The 15,492-nt window shown below is 72.3% G+C and carries 15 protein-coding genes and 1 pseudogene; 10 read left to right on the top strand and 6 right to left on the bottom strand.

The window, feature by feature from the left end:
- Positions 1-60: 60 nt before the first annotated feature.
- A pseudogene (locus ACIRD8_RS13815) lies at positions 61-222 on the bottom strand (Scr1 family TA system antitoxin-like transcriptional regulator); the annotation flags it as partial.
- 375 nt (positions 223-597) lie between these two features.
- Here ACIRD8_RS13815 and ACIRD8_RS13810 point away from each other — a divergent pair.
- Positions 598-1,689, top strand: coding sequence for a MarR family transcriptional regulator (locus tag ACIRD8_RS13810; RefSeq protein ID WP_403989968.1), 1,092 nt, complete (start codon positions 598-600; stop codon positions 1,687-1,689).
- A gap of 21 nt (positions 1,690-1,710) precedes the next feature.
- On the opposite strand, the gene ACIRD8_RS13805 is transcribed toward ACIRD8_RS13810, so the two are convergent.
- Positions 1,711-2,784: a tyrosine-protein phosphatase gene (locus ACIRD8_RS13805; RefSeq protein WP_403989966.1), complete on the bottom strand. Its 1,074-nt coding sequence runs from the start codon at positions 2,782-2,784 to the stop codon at positions 1,711-1,713.
- Positions 2,785-2,969: 185 nt separating this feature from the next.
- Here ACIRD8_RS13805 and ACIRD8_RS13800 point away from each other — a divergent pair, with 185 nt between their 5' ends.
- Positions 2,970-3,836 (top strand): GyrI-like domain-containing protein, encoded by an 867-nt coding sequence (locus ACIRD8_RS13800; RefSeq protein ID WP_403989964.1) that lies wholly within the window; start codon positions 2,970-2,972, stop codon positions 3,834-3,836.
- Between the two features lie 58 nt (positions 3,837-3,894).
- Here the strand turns inward: ACIRD8_RS13800 and aac(3) are convergent, their stop codons facing one another.
- Positions 3,895-4,770 (bottom strand): aminoglycoside 3-N-acetyltransferase, encoded by an 876-nt coding sequence (gene aac(3), locus ACIRD8_RS13795; protein WP_403989962.1) that lies wholly within the window; start codon positions 4,768-4,770, stop codon positions 3,895-3,897.
- A gap of 314 nt (positions 4,771-5,084) precedes the next feature.
- Between aac(3) and ACIRD8_RS13790 the strand changes: the two genes are divergently transcribed.
- The 3 genes from ACIRD8_RS13790 to ACIRD8_RS13780 all read left to right on the top strand — a co-directional run bounded on the left by ACIRD8_RS13790 (position 5,085) and on the right by ACIRD8_RS13780 (position 8,975).
- Positions 5,085-6,749, top strand: coding sequence for a cellulase family glycosylhydrolase (locus ACIRD8_RS13790; RefSeq protein WP_403990723.1), 1,665 nt, complete (start codon positions 5,085-5,087; stop codon positions 6,747-6,749).
- A 114-nt stretch (positions 6,750-6,863) separates the two neighbouring features.
- Entirely contained in the window at positions 6,864-7,451 is a 588-nt protein-coding gene (locus tag ACIRD8_RS13785) for a cysteine hydrolase family protein (protein ID WP_403989960.1), read from the top strand.
- A 138-nt stretch (positions 7,452-7,589) separates the two neighbouring features.
- Positions 7,590-8,975: an SGNH/GDSL hydrolase family protein gene (locus ACIRD8_RS13780; protein WP_403989958.1), complete on the top strand. Its 1,386-nt coding sequence runs from the start codon at positions 7,590-7,592 to the stop codon at positions 8,973-8,975.
- A 156-nt stretch (positions 8,976-9,131) separates the two neighbouring features.
- Here the strand turns inward: ACIRD8_RS13780 and ACIRD8_RS13775 are convergent, their stop codons facing one another.
- On the bottom strand, positions 9,132-9,494 hold the full coding sequence (locus ACIRD8_RS13775) for a hypothetical protein (RefSeq protein ID WP_403989956.1): 363 nt from the start codon (positions 9,492-9,494) through the stop codon (positions 9,132-9,134).
- Positions 9,495-9,619: 125 nt separating this feature from the next.
- On the opposite strand from ACIRD8_RS13775, the gene ligD reads away from it, so the two are divergent.
- A complete protein-coding gene (ligD, locus tag ACIRD8_RS13770; RefSeq protein ID WP_403989954.1) occupies positions 9,620-10,579 on the top strand; it encodes a non-homologous end-joining DNA ligase in 960 nt (319 codons plus the stop codon).
- A 47-nt stretch (positions 10,580-10,626) separates the two neighbouring features.
- Here ligD and ACIRD8_RS13765 read toward each other — a convergent pair whose 3' ends face one another.
- Both ACIRD8_RS13765 and ACIRD8_RS13760 read right to left on the bottom strand, forming a co-directional pair.
- Complete coding sequence (locus ACIRD8_RS13765; protein WP_403989952.1) at positions 10,627-11,565, bottom strand: Ku protein; 939 nt, start codon at positions 11,563-11,565, stop codon at positions 10,627-10,629.
- 201 nt (positions 11,566-11,766) lie between these two features.
- Positions 11,767-12,462, bottom strand: a complete 696-nt coding sequence (locus ACIRD8_RS13760; protein ID WP_403989950.1) for an SDR family oxidoreductase — start codon at positions 12,460-12,462, stop codon at positions 11,767-11,769.
- Positions 12,463-12,600: 138 nt separating this feature from the next.
- Between ACIRD8_RS13760 and ACIRD8_RS13755 the strand changes: the two genes are divergently transcribed.
- The 4 genes from ACIRD8_RS13755 (at position 12,601) to ACIRD8_RS13740 (ending at position 15,489) form a co-directional block, all read left to right on the top strand.
- Positions 12,601-13,485, top strand: coding sequence for a helix-turn-helix domain-containing protein (locus ACIRD8_RS13755; RefSeq protein ID WP_403989948.1), 885 nt, complete (start codon positions 12,601-12,603; stop codon positions 13,483-13,485).
- Positions 13,486-13,507: 22 nt separating this feature from the next.
- Positions 13,508-13,681: an excalibur calcium-binding domain-containing protein gene (locus ACIRD8_RS13750; protein ID WP_403989946.1), complete on the top strand. Its 174-nt coding sequence runs from the start codon at positions 13,508-13,510 to the stop codon at positions 13,679-13,681.
- A 150-nt stretch (positions 13,682-13,831) separates the two neighbouring features.
- The gene (locus ACIRD8_RS13745) at positions 13,832-14,674 is read left to right on the top strand and encodes a ketose-bisphosphate aldolase (protein WP_403989944.1); all 843 of its coding nucleotides are present in this window, start codon (positions 13,832-13,834) and stop codon (positions 14,672-14,674) included.
- 35 nt (positions 14,675-14,709) lie between these two features.
- On the top strand, positions 14,710-15,489 hold the full coding sequence (locus ACIRD8_RS13740) for a DeoR/GlpR family DNA-binding transcription regulator (RefSeq protein ID WP_403989942.1): 780 nt from the start codon (positions 14,710-14,712) through the stop codon (positions 15,487-15,489).
- Positions 15,490-15,492 lie beyond the last annotated feature (3 nt).

Raw genomic sequence — 15,492 nt, 5'->3', positions numbered from 1 at the left:
TACGGACAGGGCGGGTCCGGGCAGCAGCGCGCCGCCCGGACCCGTGCGTTCCGCTTGCGACTTCATCGCCTGGGGGCCGCCCACGTTGGAGTGCAGCGCCTGTTCTCCGAGGATCACGTTGGAGATGCGGTTGCCCTCGTACAGGTACCGCTGTCGTTCCAACCGCTTGGCGGCTTCGGCATCCGCGTCATCGTCGCGCCGGTCCGGGATTGTCGGCGCCACTCAAGCCACAGCTCGTCGCCGGTGGAACGGTCCCGGGGCTCGGGACTCGGGGCTTTGGGTTCGAGCTTCGAGGTGGGGGGTTCACACCTTCGGGGGCGGAATCAGAGCTTCCGGTCGGTGCTTGAGCTTCGGGATTCGGGCGTCGGGGTTCGAGGGCCGGGATTCGAGCGATGCCTTCATCCGGGAGGGAAAGAAGGGGGTTTGGGAAAACCTTCCCTACCTCCCCGACCCGTCACGGCCAGCAAGTATGACTAATCGTGACCGACTTGCGGCGGAGCGTGGCGACTGCTTACGGTGCGAGAACCAAGCGACCCCGACACGGTGTTGACCGCACCAGGCCGGGGTCTGACCGCAAGATCGACAAGGACCGATCCCGTGGCTATCCAGCACCCTAGCTCCGCCCCACGCACCCCCGCATCCTCCCGCCCGTACCCGATGGCCAACCCCGGTTACGGCAAGCGCTCCATGCTGCATCAACTCCCGCGCCGCGCCGATGACTTCGCCCTGCTGCCCGCCCGCGAGCGGTACATCGCCGGGTTCATCGACCAGCTGCCCGACGGCGCCTCGATGGACGTCAAGAGCCTCGCCAAGCAGCTCCCCCTGTACGGCCAGCAGGCCGTCGGCTCGGCCCTGAAGGCCCTGGCGACCGCCGGATATCTGCGCCGTGTACGGTGCCTCGTCGGCGACCTGGGTCAAGTGCGCTGGGTTTCCCGGACGTTCTGGTCACGCACCGCCCGGGACAACGAGTGGTGGGCCGCCGCCGAGGTCACCACCCCCGCAGCGAACCCGGCTGCAACCGCCCCAGTAAGTGCCGCAGCGAGTGCCGCAGCGAGCGCCGCAGTAAGTGCCGAAAACGCTCTCGAATCGGCCGCCGTGGCGCCGCCGTCCCCGGCTCCCGAGGCCGCACCGGAGCCGATGGCCCCCGCGCCCCCCGCGCCCGCCGCGACCCCCGAACCCGCCGCGCCCGAGGCTCCCGCCGTGCCCCCGCAGCGGACGCCGAAACCCGCCGGGCCCTCCTCCCCCGCCTACCTCGCGCTGGCGCAGCTCGGCCGTGCCGACTCCCGGCTCGCCCTCTCCTCCGCCGACTGCGCGGTCCTGGAGGCCCTGGCCGCCGCGTGGTTCGCCCGGGGCGTCGACGCCGACTACCTCACCCGGGCCCTCACCGCCGGGCTCCCCGCGCAGGTCGGGTCCCCCGTCGCCCTCGTCCGCCACCGCCTCACCGAGAAGATCCCGCCGCTCGTGCCCGCCGCCCCGGAGCCGCCCGCGCCGGGAGCGCCCGTACACCGCGTGATGCTGGAGTGCACCAAGTGCGGGGTGCCGGGCCGCCCCGAGGCGCTCCCCGACGGCCTCTGCCGCCCGTGCCGTACGCCCGGGCGGGACGACACACCCGAGGCGGTCGACCGGCCCAGCGAGCAGGACGTCCGTACATTCGCCGCCGGGCTGCGGGACCTGCTCAAGTCCCCCTGAGACCCGGGCCGATACGGGCGGTCAGCCCACCAGAAGGTCCCGCTTCAGGTCGCGGATGTCCTTCGCGTCCAGGCCGAGCGCCTTCTTCTCGTACGCACCGAACGACCCGAACCGCTTCCCGACCTCGTCGAAGCCGGAGTTGAGGTACTCGGGGCGTACGTCCAGCAGCGGCTTGTACACCGCCGCCTGCTCGGCCGGCATCGAGGCGAGGGCCGCCGCGTTGGCCTCGGCGCGGTAGTCGTTGGAGGCCAGGTAGTCCGCCATGACCGTGGAGCGCGGGACGCCGAGGGCCGTGAGCAGGGCCGCGTTCGCCCAGCCCGTACGGTCCTTGCCCGCCGTGCAGTGGAAGACCACGGCGCGGGAGTGGTCGTCCGCCACGCCGCCGAGGACCGTGCGGTAGGCGGCCTTGGCCGTGGCCCCGCCGACCATGAACTTCTCGCCCTCGACCATCATCGCGACGCCCTCCTCCGGGGTCGTCGGCATCGCGGTGAAGGCCGGTGATCCCGCCAGCACATCGGCCACGACGTGCTGGGCGCCTGCCGGGACGCGATCGGGTGCGGCGGAACGCTCGGACTCCATGCGCAGGTCGAAGACCGTACGGACCGACAGCCGCCGCAGCTTCGCCAGATCGGCGGTGGTGAGCTTGTCCAGAGCGTCCGAGCGGTAGACCTCGCCCATCTTCACCCAGTGGCCGTCAGCGGTGCGATAGCCGCCCGCGTCACGGAAGTTGACGGCCCCTTCGAGCGCGATGAGCCGGTCGGCGAGGTGCAGGGAGCCGCCGCGCTCGGGCACCAGGTCGAACCACTGGCGGTCGGCGGCGGGCAGCCCCCGGACGGTGACCTTGCCGCTCGCCCCGCCGGAGGCCACCGTACGACCGGCCACCTTGACGGCGACGCGGCGTATGCCCGGGGCCTTCCATTCCACCGTGTACGAGCCGCCGTCCAGCGCGGTGACCTCGGCCTGCGTGAACGGGATGCGTGCGTGCGACCCGTGCGCGGGGTGGGCGGGGGCGCTGTGCGCCGAGACTGCGGGGGCGGTGATCCCGACGAGGAGCGCGGCGGTCAGGGCGCAGGAGGAGGCCTTTACACGAGTCATGTGCGTCATGGGGTGATCGTCGGAGGACGCGGCGAGGGTCGTCGTAATGGCCGGTGAACGCGGAAGGAAGACGGGCCGAACAACCACGTCGGGGCCGGTCCCCACCCCACCGCATCGGGCACAGGATGTCGGGTCCGGCAGGGTGGGTCCTTCCTAACGTGAGGGCGAAAGGGAAGGAGTCCGGGATGCTGGACCGGCTGAACCAGGCCATGGAGCACATCGAGTCCCACCTCGACCAGCCGGTCGACGTGGCCGGTCTCGCGCGCGTCGCGGTGACGTCGGAGTACCACTTCCGGCGGATGTTCTCCGCGCTGGCGGGCCTGCCGCTGTCGGAGTACATCCGGCGCAGACGGCTGACCGTCGCGGGCGCCGAGGTGCTCGCGGGCGACCGGACGCTGCTGGACATCGCGACGCGCTACGGCTACGGGTCGGGCGAGGCCTTCGCCCGGGCGTTCCGTGCCATGCACGGCGTGGGCCCGGGCGAGGCCCGCCGGACCGGTGCGGTCCTGCACTCCCAGCAACGGATGTCCTTCCGCCTCATCATCGAAGGGAGCAGCAGCATGCGATACAGGATCGTCGACAAGGACGCCTTCCGGGTGGTCGGCAGGAAGGCCCGCGTACCGCTCATCCACGAGGGGATGAACCCGGCGATCGCCGACTTCATCCGGGGCATCGCCCCCGACACGCTGCGGCGCGTCGCCGCACTCGCCGACCAGGAGCCGAAGGGGATCGTCGGGGTCAGCGACCAGCTCGACCCGAGCCGGGCGGAAGGCACCGAACTCGACTACTACCACGGGGTGGTGACGGGAGCCGAGGTACCCGAGGACCTGGACGCCCTCGCCGTCCCGGCCGGTCTGTGGGCCGTCTTCGCACACTCCGGCCAGTTCCCGCAGGCCCTCCAGTACCTCTGGCGGGACGTGTTCACGCAGTGGTTCCCGTCGAATCCGTACGCCGGCAGGCCGGGTCCCGAGATCCTGAGCGTACGGCTCTCCGAGGACGGGGCCCAGGCGGACGCGGAGCTGTGGATCCCGGTGGAACGGACCACCGCCTGAGGGCTGTTCCGCGCGGCGACCGCTGGGGGACGCGGTGGCAGGAGGACTCCATGTGCCCCTACCGGACACCACCGCCCAGCTTCTCCCGGATCCACGCGAGGCCGAAGTCCACGACCTCTCCGGCCTCGAACAGGTGGCTGTCGGCGGCTCCGACCGTGCCCCGGCGCCCGATTCCGGCGGCCAGCATGTCCCGGACGATCGTCTCGAACGGGTCCTGGCCGCCGGGCGTCACGGAGGAGTAGTCGAAGGCCCCCTTCGACGAGTCGATGTCACGGAAGCGGCGCCAGACCCGCCGCCCGCCCTCCAGCACCGGCTGCTCGTACTCCACGAACCGCTTCCCGGGCGCTTCCGCGAGCGCCTCCGCGTGGTGCAGGAGCGTGAGCGTCTCCAGCGGCGCGCCCAGCATCAGCACCCGGCCGCCCACCTCGACCAGCCGGGCCAGCGGGCTGCCGGGGCCGTGCGGGTCGTCCCACGGGTGGTCGGCCATCAGCTCTGCGGCCCCCACCCCGAGCGCGGCGAGGCTCACGTCTGGATGCCGGCTGCGGACGGCCCCCGCCCGGCGGCGCAGCGCCTCCGGGAGACGGCCCTTGTCCTGGTCCGCCTCGCTCGACTCCGGTTCGAACGCCGGGTGTTCGGCGCGTACGGCGTCCCGCCAGGGCCCCGGCCAGCCGGCGAACCCGTACGGCAGGGCGTCGCGCCATCCGCAGCTCACCATCAGGGTGCCCCGCTCGCCCACGACATCCTGCAGGGCGCCGATGAGCGTTGCGGGGCCCCCGGCGACGTAACCGATGGCGGACATCCGCGTGTGGAACATGACGGTGTCGCCCTCGGCGAGCCCGAGCGCGACCAGATCACGGACGAGCCGGCCACGGGTGACGGGGCCGTCGGCGCGCGCGAGCAAGGCGGCGGTCGGGTCCGGGGGTGATGCGTCCATGCGGGGACGGTACCGGCACGGGGCCCGCGGGCGGCGGGGAGAAGCGAAGGGAGTTCGGACGGAACGGGCATCCGGCGGCGGTCCGAAGTGCCGAAATCCCACCGGGAACCGCCCCGCCCGGTTCAGCCGCCCTCGGCGCCGCACGGCCGCCGCCGTCGAAGTGTGTGCGATGTCTTGACGTGCCCCTGCCGAGGTGGCTTTATGGGAGCGCTCCCATAAAGCCATCCGATGTTTGCGTCACCCGGCACCCACTTTCTGGAGTCGCAGTGAGATCAGCAACGAACACGGCGCGGAAGAGCTCACGGAAGAGCCCCCTGACCGCCCTCGCGAGAAGCACCGCCTTACTGAAGGGCCTGGCCGCCCTTCTCGGAGTCGTCCTGCTGGGCGCGCTCGGCCCGGCCGCGGCGCAGGCGACGCCCGCGCGGGCGGAGGCCGCGGCCGCCACCGGCTTGCACATCAGCAACGGCCGCCTGCTGGAAGGCAACGGCAACGACTTCGTCATGCGCGGCGTCAACCACGCCCACACCTGGTACCCGGGCGAGACGCAGTCGCTGGCCGACATCAAGGCCTTCGGCGCGAACACCGTCCGCGTGGTCCTCTCCGACGGCCACCGGTGGACGAAGAACGGCCCCGACGAGGTCGCGGGCATCGTCGAGGACTGCAAGGCGAACCGGCTGATCTGCGTCCTGGAGGTGCACGACACCACCGGTTACGGCGAGGACACCGCGGCGGGCACCCTCGACCACGCGGCCGACTACTGGATCAGCCTCAAGGACGTCCTCGCGGGCCAGGAGGACTACGTCATCATCAACATCGGCAACGAGCCCTGGGGCAACACCGACCCCGCCGGCTGGACCGCGCCGACGACCGCCGCCGTCCAGAAACTGCGCGGCGCGGGCTTCGCCCACACGATCATGGTGGACGCACCCAACTGGGGCCAGGACTGGCAGGGCGTCATGCGCGCCAACGCCCAGGCGGTGTACGACGCCGACACCACGGGCAACCTGATCTTCTCGATCCACATGTACAGCGTCTACAGCACGGCCCAGGCGGTCACCGACTATCTGAACGCCTTCGTCGACGCCGGACTCCCCCTCCTCATAGGCGAGTTCGGCGGCCCCGCCGACCAGTACGGGGACCCGGACGAGGACACCATGATGGCCGCCGCCGAGCAGCTCGACCTCGGCTATCTGGCCTGGTCCTGGAGCGGCAACACCGACCCGATCCTCGACCTGGCCATCGACTTCGACCCGAGCCGGCTGAGCTCCTGGGGCGAGCGCATCTTCCACGGCGCGAACGGCATCGCCCAGACCTCCCGGGAGGCCACCGTCTTCGGCGACAGCACCGACCCGGACGACACGGAGGCCCCGACCGCCCCCGGCACCCCGACCGCCTCCGCGGTGACGGCCACCTCCGCCACACTGACGTGGCCCGCGGCATCCGACAACGTTGCCATCAGCGGTTACGACGTCGTACGGGTCAGCGGCACCACCGAGAGCAAGGCCGCCTCCTCCACCACCAACAGCGTCACCGTGACCGGCCTCTCCGCGGCCACCGCGTACGAGTTCGCCGTCTACGCCCGTGATGCGGCGGGCAACCGCTCGGCCCGGTCCGCCACGGTGGGCGTCACCACCGACGACAGCGGACCCACGCCGGGCGTGGGCTGCTCCGTGGGGTACCGGGTGACCGGCGCCTGGCCCGGCGGCTTCCAGGGCGAGATCATCATCCGTAACACCGGCACCGCCGCGATCAACGGCTGGAACCTCGGCTTCGCCTTCGCCGACGGCCAGACCGTCTCCAACATGTGGGGCGGCACCCCCACGCAGAGCGGCGCCACGGTCAGCGTCGCCCCGGCCGGATACACGGCCGCGATCGCCGCGAGCGGCTCGGTCACGCTCGGCTTCACCGGCACCAGCGGAGCCACCAACACGGCCCCGTCCGCCTTCACACTGAGCGGCAGCACCTGCACGACGGCCTGATCCGGGCCGCCCCGGCGGCCGGCAGGGCGCCCACCCCTGCCGGCCGCCGGACTCCCGTACCCGCCCAGGGCGCCCGGCCACGGGGCCCCGCCGTACGGACGCCATCATGGCGGCATGACCATTCACACAACTCCCGCGCAGGCGGTCCTCGTTGTCGACGTACAGCAGGCTTTCGTCCGCGGGGACGGCGCACTGCCCGAGGCCGCGCGCCTCGTGGACCGGACGGCCGGCCTGATCGCGCGGGCCCGGGCCGCCGGGGCGCTCGTCGTCCACGTCCAGAACGACGGGCCGGCCGGCGCCGACGACGAGCCCCGCACCGCCGGCTGGGAACTCCACCACCCCGTCGAGGCAGGGCCAACGGAAGTGGTGATCCGCAAGACGCACGACGACGCGTTCCAGGAGACCGCGCTGGGGGGCCTGTTGACCGCATCGGGGGTGCGTTCGCTGGCCGTCTGCGGCCTGATGTCCGAGATGTGCGTGCAGGCGACGGCCCGTACGGCCGTGGCGCTCGGCTACCGGGTCGTCCTGCCGTACGACGCCCACGCGACGCACGACATACCGGCGGAGCCCGGCATCAGCGCGGCGGTTCCGGCGGCCACGGTCTCGCGAGTAGCCGCGTGGCCCCTCAGCAGGGACGCCGACGTCACCAGCCGCGCCGCGGACGTCACGTTCACCGCCGCCCCGTTGCGCACGGGCTCCTGACGCCCTATCCGGAACGTGCTCGCGGCCGGGGGTGACAGCGAAAGTTTTCGAAGGTTTCGGAGCATTGACCGAAATTTATCGGAGCGACTAGCCTGCCGCTCGAATCCCCGGACGTCAGTCAGGACGCCGTCCACATCCATGGATTCACCCTGCTTCCCCCACCCAGCCCGAGGGAGCACCATCGTGATCCGAAGATCGTCGATCCTCAGCCTGTTCGCCGCCGCCGCGCTCACCGCCGCCGTGGTCACCCCCGCACTCGGCGCCGGGGACGGCCACGGGCCGGGCAGGTCACCCGCGCCCGGCGAGCGCAACGCCCGCTGGGTGAGCACCTGGACGTCCATGCCGCAGCTGACGGAGCCGGGCAACATGCCCCCGGCGCCGTTCACCCAGGACGACGCGGTCCTGACGGACGCCACCCTGCGCCAGACGGTCCACGTGTCCGCGGGCGGTGAGCACATCCGGCTCCGCTTCTCGAATGCTTTCGGTGGCGCCGTGCTGCCGATCACCAAGGTGTCCGTGGCCCTGCCGCTCGACGGCAGGGCGGGGACCAGCGCGGTGGAGGCGGGGACCACGCGGCCCGTGACCTTCCAGGGCCGCTCCTCGGTGTCGGTCCCGGTGGGCGCCCAGGCGGTCTCCGACCCGCTGGACTTCACGCTCGCGCCTGGCTCCGATCTCACGGCGACGGTGTACCTGGCGACCGGTCAGGCCTCCACGTCCATCACCTCGCACCCCGGCTCCCGTACGACGTCCTATCTGCGGGCCGGGGACCACGTGAGCGACGCGGACCTGCCCGGGGCGACACCCACCGACCACTGGTACTTCCTCAGCGGCGTCGAGGTCTGGTCCAGGAGCACCACCTCGGCGGCCATCGTGCTCGGCGACTCGCTCACCGACGGCCGGGGCTCCACCACCAACATGAACGACCGTTGGCCCGACCTGCTGCAGAAGCGGCTGAGGGCCGGGGCCGCGACGTCGAAGGCCGCCGTCGTCAACCAGGCGGCCGGCGGGAACCGGCTGCTGAACGACGGTCTGGGCCCCAACGGCCTGGCCCGGCTCGACCGTGACGTGCTGGCGCAGAGCGGTGTGGACTGGCTGCTGGTCTTCGAGGGCATCAACGACATCGGCACGGCCGAGGCCGCCCCGGCCGCCCAGAAGCAGGTCGCGGCCGACGTCATCGCCGCGTACGAGCAGATCATCACCCGGGCCCACACCCAGGGCATCCGCGTGTACGGGGCGACCCTCACCCCGATGGGCGGGAACACGCCGTACGACGATCCGGACGGGTACCGCGAGCAGGCCCGGCAGACCGTCAACACCTGGATCCGTACGAGCGGGCGCTTCGACAGCGTGATCGACTTCGACCGGACCGTCCGCGACCCGCAGGCGCCCCGGCAGCTCCGGGCCGCGCTGGACACCGGCGACCACCTCCACCTCAACCCCTCGGGCTACCGGGCGATGGCCGACGCCGTTCCCACCCGGCTGTTCCGCCAGGCCCCGCTGCCCCGGGGCTTTGGCTACAACTGACGGCGGCTCACGGCCCGTCGGGGCGCCACGCCCCGACGGGCGGCGTATCGGACACCGTTCGGTACGGTCACGGATCGGCAACATCGCCCGAGGCGCCGTCCGGAGAGCCGTCCGAGGCGCCGTCCGCCGACCGTTGAGGCGGGGGTGCGCGCCCTGTCACACGTCACCGTCGAGCCTGCTGACGACACGTCGCAGCTCGCGGGCCCCGCGTGGCGACAGCGCCCCCATCACGGTGCCGAGGAGCTCCCGCGCCTCCCGTGGATCGCCGCAGCAGTCCCAGTGGGGGCCGCCCAGTTCGTCCTCGCGCCACAGCACGCTCAGCGGCCGCCGCCTGTGAGCCTTCCAGATGCGCACGGCCACACCGACGTCCCCGGGCGCAAGGTAGTTACGGTCCAGCTCCAGGCGGGCGATCTCGGCGAGCGTGCGCGCGGACAGGCCGTCGATGACGGTGCGCGTGGCATCCGGCCGGCGAGCGTGCGCACGGTTGCGGCGGAGGTGTCCTGACCGGCTACGCGGCATGGACCTTTCGGTTCGTCGTCATACGCACATGCTGCCAGGCGTACGCGCGACCGTCCTGTCATTTCCGGTGACCCGGCCCGTGTGCGGAGAGCTCCGATCACTTTCGGGTCTGAAAGGCTGCGGTCATGGCCTCTTTGCCCCGGTTCGCCCCCATGCTCGCCACACCCGGCCGCCTGCCGCCCGCCGCCACCGACGAGCAGTGGGCGTACGAGGTGAAACAGGACGGGCAGCGCGCCCTCGCCTATCTGCCGGGGGACGGTTCGCTGCAGCTGCTGGCCAGGTCCGGGGCCGACATCACCCCGGCGTATCCGGATCTGGCGGAGCTCGGCACCGCACTCGGCGGCGTACCGGCGGTGCTGGACGGTGAGATCGTCGCGCTGGACGACCGGGGCCGCAGCGACTTCGAGCGGCTCCAGTCGCGGATGGGGCTCTCCGGGTCACCCGCGAAGGCCGCCCGCACGGCGCAGCGGGTGCCGGCCCACCTGGTGCTGTTCGACGCGCTGTTCCTGCGCGGCCGGAGCCTCGTACCGTCGCCGTACGCCGAGCGCCGCGCGGCCCTGGAGGAGCTCGGGCTGGCCGGGCCGCGCTGGTCGACGCCCGCGGTGGTCGTGGGCCACGGCGAGGAGGCCCTGGCCATGACGCGGGAGGCCGGTCTCGAGGGTCTGATCGCGAAGCGGCTGAACTCGGTGTACGAGCCGGGGGTCCGCGCCCGTACCTGGATCAAGATCCGCCATGCCCGCACGGTGGACGTCATCGTCGGCGGCTGGGTGCCAGGACGCGGGCGGCTGGGCGGACTCCCGGGCGCGCTGCTGGTCGGCGAGCGGCACCCGGGCGGTCTGCGGTACGCGGGCAGCGTCGGTACGGGGTGGAGCGACGCCGAACGGACCGGGCTCGCCGAACTGCTCCGCGTCGCCGCGGTCGACACCTGCCCCTTCGACGAGACGCCGCCGGTCGCCGGTGCCCACTGGGTGCTGCCGCGGCTGGTCGGCGAGGTGCGGTACTCGACGCGCACGAAGGCGGGGCGGCTGCGTCATCCCTCCTGGCACCGGCTGCGCCCCGACCTGGCGCCGGACGACATCGGGTGACGACGCCGCCCGGACGGCGGCCCGAACGCTCCGGTCCGGAGAGGCGTTCAGGAGGCCGTCCGCTTCTTCGCCGCCGTCTTCTTCGCCGGCTGCTTCCTGGCCGCCGTCGTCTTCTTGGAGGCCGCGGAGGCCGTCTTCTTCGGGGCTGCCTTCTTCCGGGTGCGGGGCTTGCGCGGTGTCATCTCGTGCACGGTGGCGTCCTCGCCCCGCGTCTCCTTGGCCGCCTTCACCGACGCGTTCAGCGCGGCCATCAGGTCCATGACCTTCCCCGACTCCTCTTCCTCTTCGCCCGCCACCGCCGGGAGCGCCTTCCCCTCGGACTTGGCCGCGAGCAGCTCCTCCAGGGCCTCCCGGTAGCGGTCGCGGAAGCCGGAGATGTCGTCCAGGGCCATGCTGTCGGTGAGCTGGACGGCGCGGTCGATCTCGTCCTCGTCCAGCTCCGTCTCCCGGGGGGCGAGTGACTCCGGGCTGCGGATCTCGTCCGGCCAGCGCATCGAGTGCAGCACGATCGCGTCGTCCCGCACCCGCAGCAGGCCGAGCCGCTCACGGTTGTGCCAGGCGAACTTCGCCACGGCGACCTTGTCGCTGCGTTCCAGCGCCTTCCGCAGCAGGGCGTACGGCTTCGCCGCGACCTGGCCGTCGACCGCGAGGTAGTAGCTGTCGCTGATCCGTACGGGGTCGATGCTGTCGGCCTCGACGAACGCGACGATCTCGATGGCCTTCGCCGTCGGGAGCGGCATCCGGTCGAGTTCCTCGTCGGTGACGGGCACGGTCCGGTCCTTGGCGACCTCGTACCCCTTGCCGATCTCGTCCGGCGAGAGGACCTTGCCGTCGAGCTCGCACACCTTGCGGGTGCGGATCCGGCCCATGTCCTCCTGGTGGTACTGGTGGAAGGAGATCGAGTGGTTCTCGGTGGCGGAGACCACCTTGATCGGGATCGTGACCAGCCCGAAGCTGATCGCTCCTGTCCACAAGGGCCGCGGCATCCGGTACCTCCAGACCCCCCTGACGGCTTGGCCGGGAGGCGGACCGGAGCGCCTGGAAGGGAGAACCGACCCGAGAGGGCCGAGGCGCGGCCCGGGCCACCGCCCGTAACCCCGATCCTCGCGCCCCCGCCCCCGGACCGCATGTGGATCACCCGGGGGCAGGCGCGCACCGTACGGGCGCACCCGCGCGCCGGGGTCACGTCACCAGGCGGCGGGGCCCTCGGCGTCGAAGAACCCGCCGGTCGGGCCGTCGGCACCGATGAGAGCCATGCGGACGATGATGTCCGCGCCCTCCTCCACCGTCTTGGGGCCGGAGTGACCGTTGAGGTCGGTGGCGGTGTAGCCGGGGTCGACGGCGTTGAACCTGATGCCGGGGTAGGCCTTCGCGTACTGCGACGTCACCATGACCAGTGCGGTCTTGGACGAGTTGTAGTCGAGGGCCGCCACGCGGAACTCGACACGGGTCGGGTCGTTCGTCGCCGCCAGCGAGCCGAGGCCGCTGGACACGTTCACGACGACCGGGTCCTTCGCCGCCTCCAGCAGCGGCAGGAACGCCCTGGTCACGCTCACGGCGCCGAAGACGTTGGTCTCGTACGTGTACCGCATGTCCGCCCCGGTCACCTCGCCCACCGGCTTGCGTACGCCGACGATCCCGGCGTTGTTGACCAGGACGTCCAGCCCGCCCGCGTCCTTGCGGACGAACTCGGCGGCGGCCGCGACGGAGTCCTCGTCGGTGATGTCGAGCTGGACGAAGCGCGCCCCGAGCCGCGCCGCCGCCTCTTCTCCGCGCCGGGGGTCGCGCGCCCCGGCATAGACGGTGTGGCCGGCCTCGATGAGGCGGCGGGCGGTCTCGAAGCCGAGGCCCTTGTTCGCTCCGGTGATGAGGGTGGTGGTCATGGTGGTGCTCCCGTGTTCGGCAGGCGATTCGGTGATGCCTTCACGGTGCCCGTCCCCCCGGCGGACAGGGAGTGCCCGCCTCAGCGGGTGGACTGCCAGTACCAGGCTGTCCGTGTTCCGGAGCCGGATACTGGAGGGGTGAGCGCACCCGAGGAGACAGCACCGTCCGGGGCCCGGTCCGAGGCCTCGGGCACCAAGGACCTGGGCAGGGCCCTGCACGGCTGGCGGGACCGGATCGCCCCGGCCACCGTGGGTCTGCCCGTCGGCGGGGTACGGCGGGCGGCGGGGCTCCGGCGCGAGGAGCTGGCCCAGCTCGCCGCCCTGTCCGTCGACTACATCACCCGCCTCGAACAGGGCCGGGCCACCTCCCCGTCCCCGCAGGTCCTCGCCTCGCTGGCCCGCGCCCTGCGCTTGTCGGCGGACGAACGCACCTATCTGTACCTCCTCGCGGGTCAGCCGGAGCCCGGCCCCGGCCACATCTCGGATCACATCCCGCCCGGGCTCCGCCGGCTGCTCGACCAGATGAACGGCGCCCCGCTGAGCGTCCACGACGCGGCCTGGAACCTCGTCGAGTGGAACCGGCCCTGGGCGGCCCTGCTCGGCGACCCCTCCGCGCTGCGCGGCCGCGAACGCAACATGATCTGGCGGCACTTCACCGGCCTGCCGGGCCGGGTCCGCCAGACACCGGAGCAGCTGACCGGCTTCGAGGCCACGATGGTCGGCGACCTTCGCGCGGCCACCGCCCGCTACCCCGCCGACCTGGGACTGCGCTCCCTGGTCAAGGACCTGCGGGAGACGAGCGCCGTCTTCGCCGGCCTGTGGGACTCGGGCATCGTGGGCATCCACCGGTCCGGCGCCAAGACCATCGTCCACCCCGAGGTCGGCCCGATCACCCTCGACTGCGACGTCCTGATCGCCGCGGGCAGCGACCTGCGGGTCGTGGCGTACACCGCGGCTCCCGGCAGCGAGGCGGCCGCGCGTCTGGGTCTGCTCGACGTCATCGGCACCCAGGCGATGACCTGACTTCTCGGCGGCCGACGACCGCGTGACCCTGGGGGACGGACGCCGCGCTCCTGGACACGTACGAGCCCGCCGAGTTCACCCTCACTGCGGAGAGCCCCACGCCGTACGGGCCGCCGGGGCCGCCCCCATCCACCGGGGCGATCCCGGATACGGATCCCACCTCGACCGCGACGGTGACGGGGTCGCCTGCGAGTAGCCGCGCCCCCTTTTCCTCCACCTCAACAGCCGCCTCCGGCCTCGCCGGGGGCGGCTGCTCTTTTCCATCCTGCTTCAAACGCGCTATAAATGAGCAACTTCGAGCACCATTCGCCTGGATTCACGCAGCCCGCACTCGCGAAGGAAGCCCATGCCGCTCATATCCACCGGTGTCATCACGCACGGCGCACGGGCCGGCGCGACCGGCGTCGGGGCGTTCAACGTCGTGCAGATCGAGCACGCGCAGGCCATCGTGAGCGGGGCGGAGACCGCCGGGCTGCCGGTGATCCTCCAGGTCAGCGAGAACACCGCGCGCTACCACGGCGCCCTCGAACCCATCGGGCTCGCCTCGCTCGCCGTCGCCCGGGCCGCGGGCGTACCGGTGGCCGTGCATCTCGACCACGCCGAGTCGGCCGGGCTGGTGCGGGAGGCCGTCGGGCTCGGCTTCACGTCCGTCATGTTCGACGCGTCGGCCCTCCCGTACGCCGACAACGTCGCCGCGACCCGGGAGATCACCGCGTACTGCCACAGCCACGGGGTCTGGGTGGAGGCCGAACTCGGCGAGATCGGGGGCAAGGACGGGGCGCACGCCCCCGGTGTGCGCACCGATCCGGACGAGGCGCGGGCGTTCGTCGAGGCCACCTCCGTCGACGCGCTCGCCGTGGCCGTCGGCAGTTCGCACGCGATGCTGACCCGCGACGCCGCCCTCGACTTCGCGCTCATCTCCCGGCTGCGGGACGCGGTGGGGGTCCCGCTCGTCCTGCACGGCTCCTCGGGGGTCGGGGACACGGGCCTCGCGACGGCCGTCGGTGCCGGCATGACGAAGGTCAACATCTCCACGCACCTGAACAAGCTGTTCACCCGGGCCGTGCGCGGATATCTGGACACCCACGCCGAGGCCGCCGACCCGCGGAAGTACCTCGGTCCGGCCCGTGACGCGGTCGCCGCGGAGGTGGCGCGCCTGCTGGATGTCCTGGCCCGGCCCGGGCGATAGGGTTCGCTGGGTTCGCTGCGAGCAAGGAGGACCTGGTGGCGGCACACACACGATGGACCCGGCTGCTGGAGATCCTCAGCGACCAGGGCCATCTCGACGTACTCGACGCCGCCGAACAGCTCGGCTGTTCGGCCGCCACCGTCCGCCGCGACCTGGACGAGCTCGCCCGGCAGAACCTGCTGACCCGCACCCGGGGCGGCGCGGTGGTCAGCGCCGTCGCCTACGACCTGCCGCTGCGCTACAAGGCGGCCCGCAGGGCGGACGAGAAGCAGCGCATCGCGAAGGCCGCGGCCGAGCTGATCCCGACGGGCTCGACCGTCGGCCTCAACGGCGGTACGACGACGTCCGAGGTGGCCAGGGAGCTGGCGCTGCGGCCGGAGCCCTCGGGCGGGGGCGTGGCGCTGACCGTCGTCACCAACGCGATCAACATCGCCAACGAGCTGGCGGTCCGCCCCCAGGTGAAGATCGTGGTCACCGGCGGGGTGGCCAGGCCGAATTCGTACGAACTCGTCGGCCCCCTGGTCGACACGCTCCTGCGCGGCCTCGCGCTGGACTACACGATCCTCGGCGTGGACGCCGTGCACTCCCGGTTCGGCGCGGCAACGCACGACGAGTCCGAGGCCGGCGCCAACCGCGCGCTCGCGGAGTGCGCGAACACGGTGATCGTGGCGGCCGACTCCTCCAAGCTCGGGCGCCGGGCCTTCGCCCAGGTCTGCGAGACCGCCGCGGTGTCGGTCCTGGTCACGGACCGGGACGCCCCCGTGGACGTCGTCGAGGAGTTCACCGCCCTGGGGATCGACGTCCTGCGGGTGTGACCT

The sequence above is a fragment of the Streptomyces sp. NPDC102451 genome (genome assembly GCF_044765485.1).
Classification (GTDB): domain Bacteria; phylum Actinomycetota; class Actinomycetes; order Streptomycetales; family Streptomycetaceae; genus Streptomyces.
Note: the sequence above shows the minus strand (reverse complement) of the source record. Positions and strands in the feature narration are given on the sequence as shown.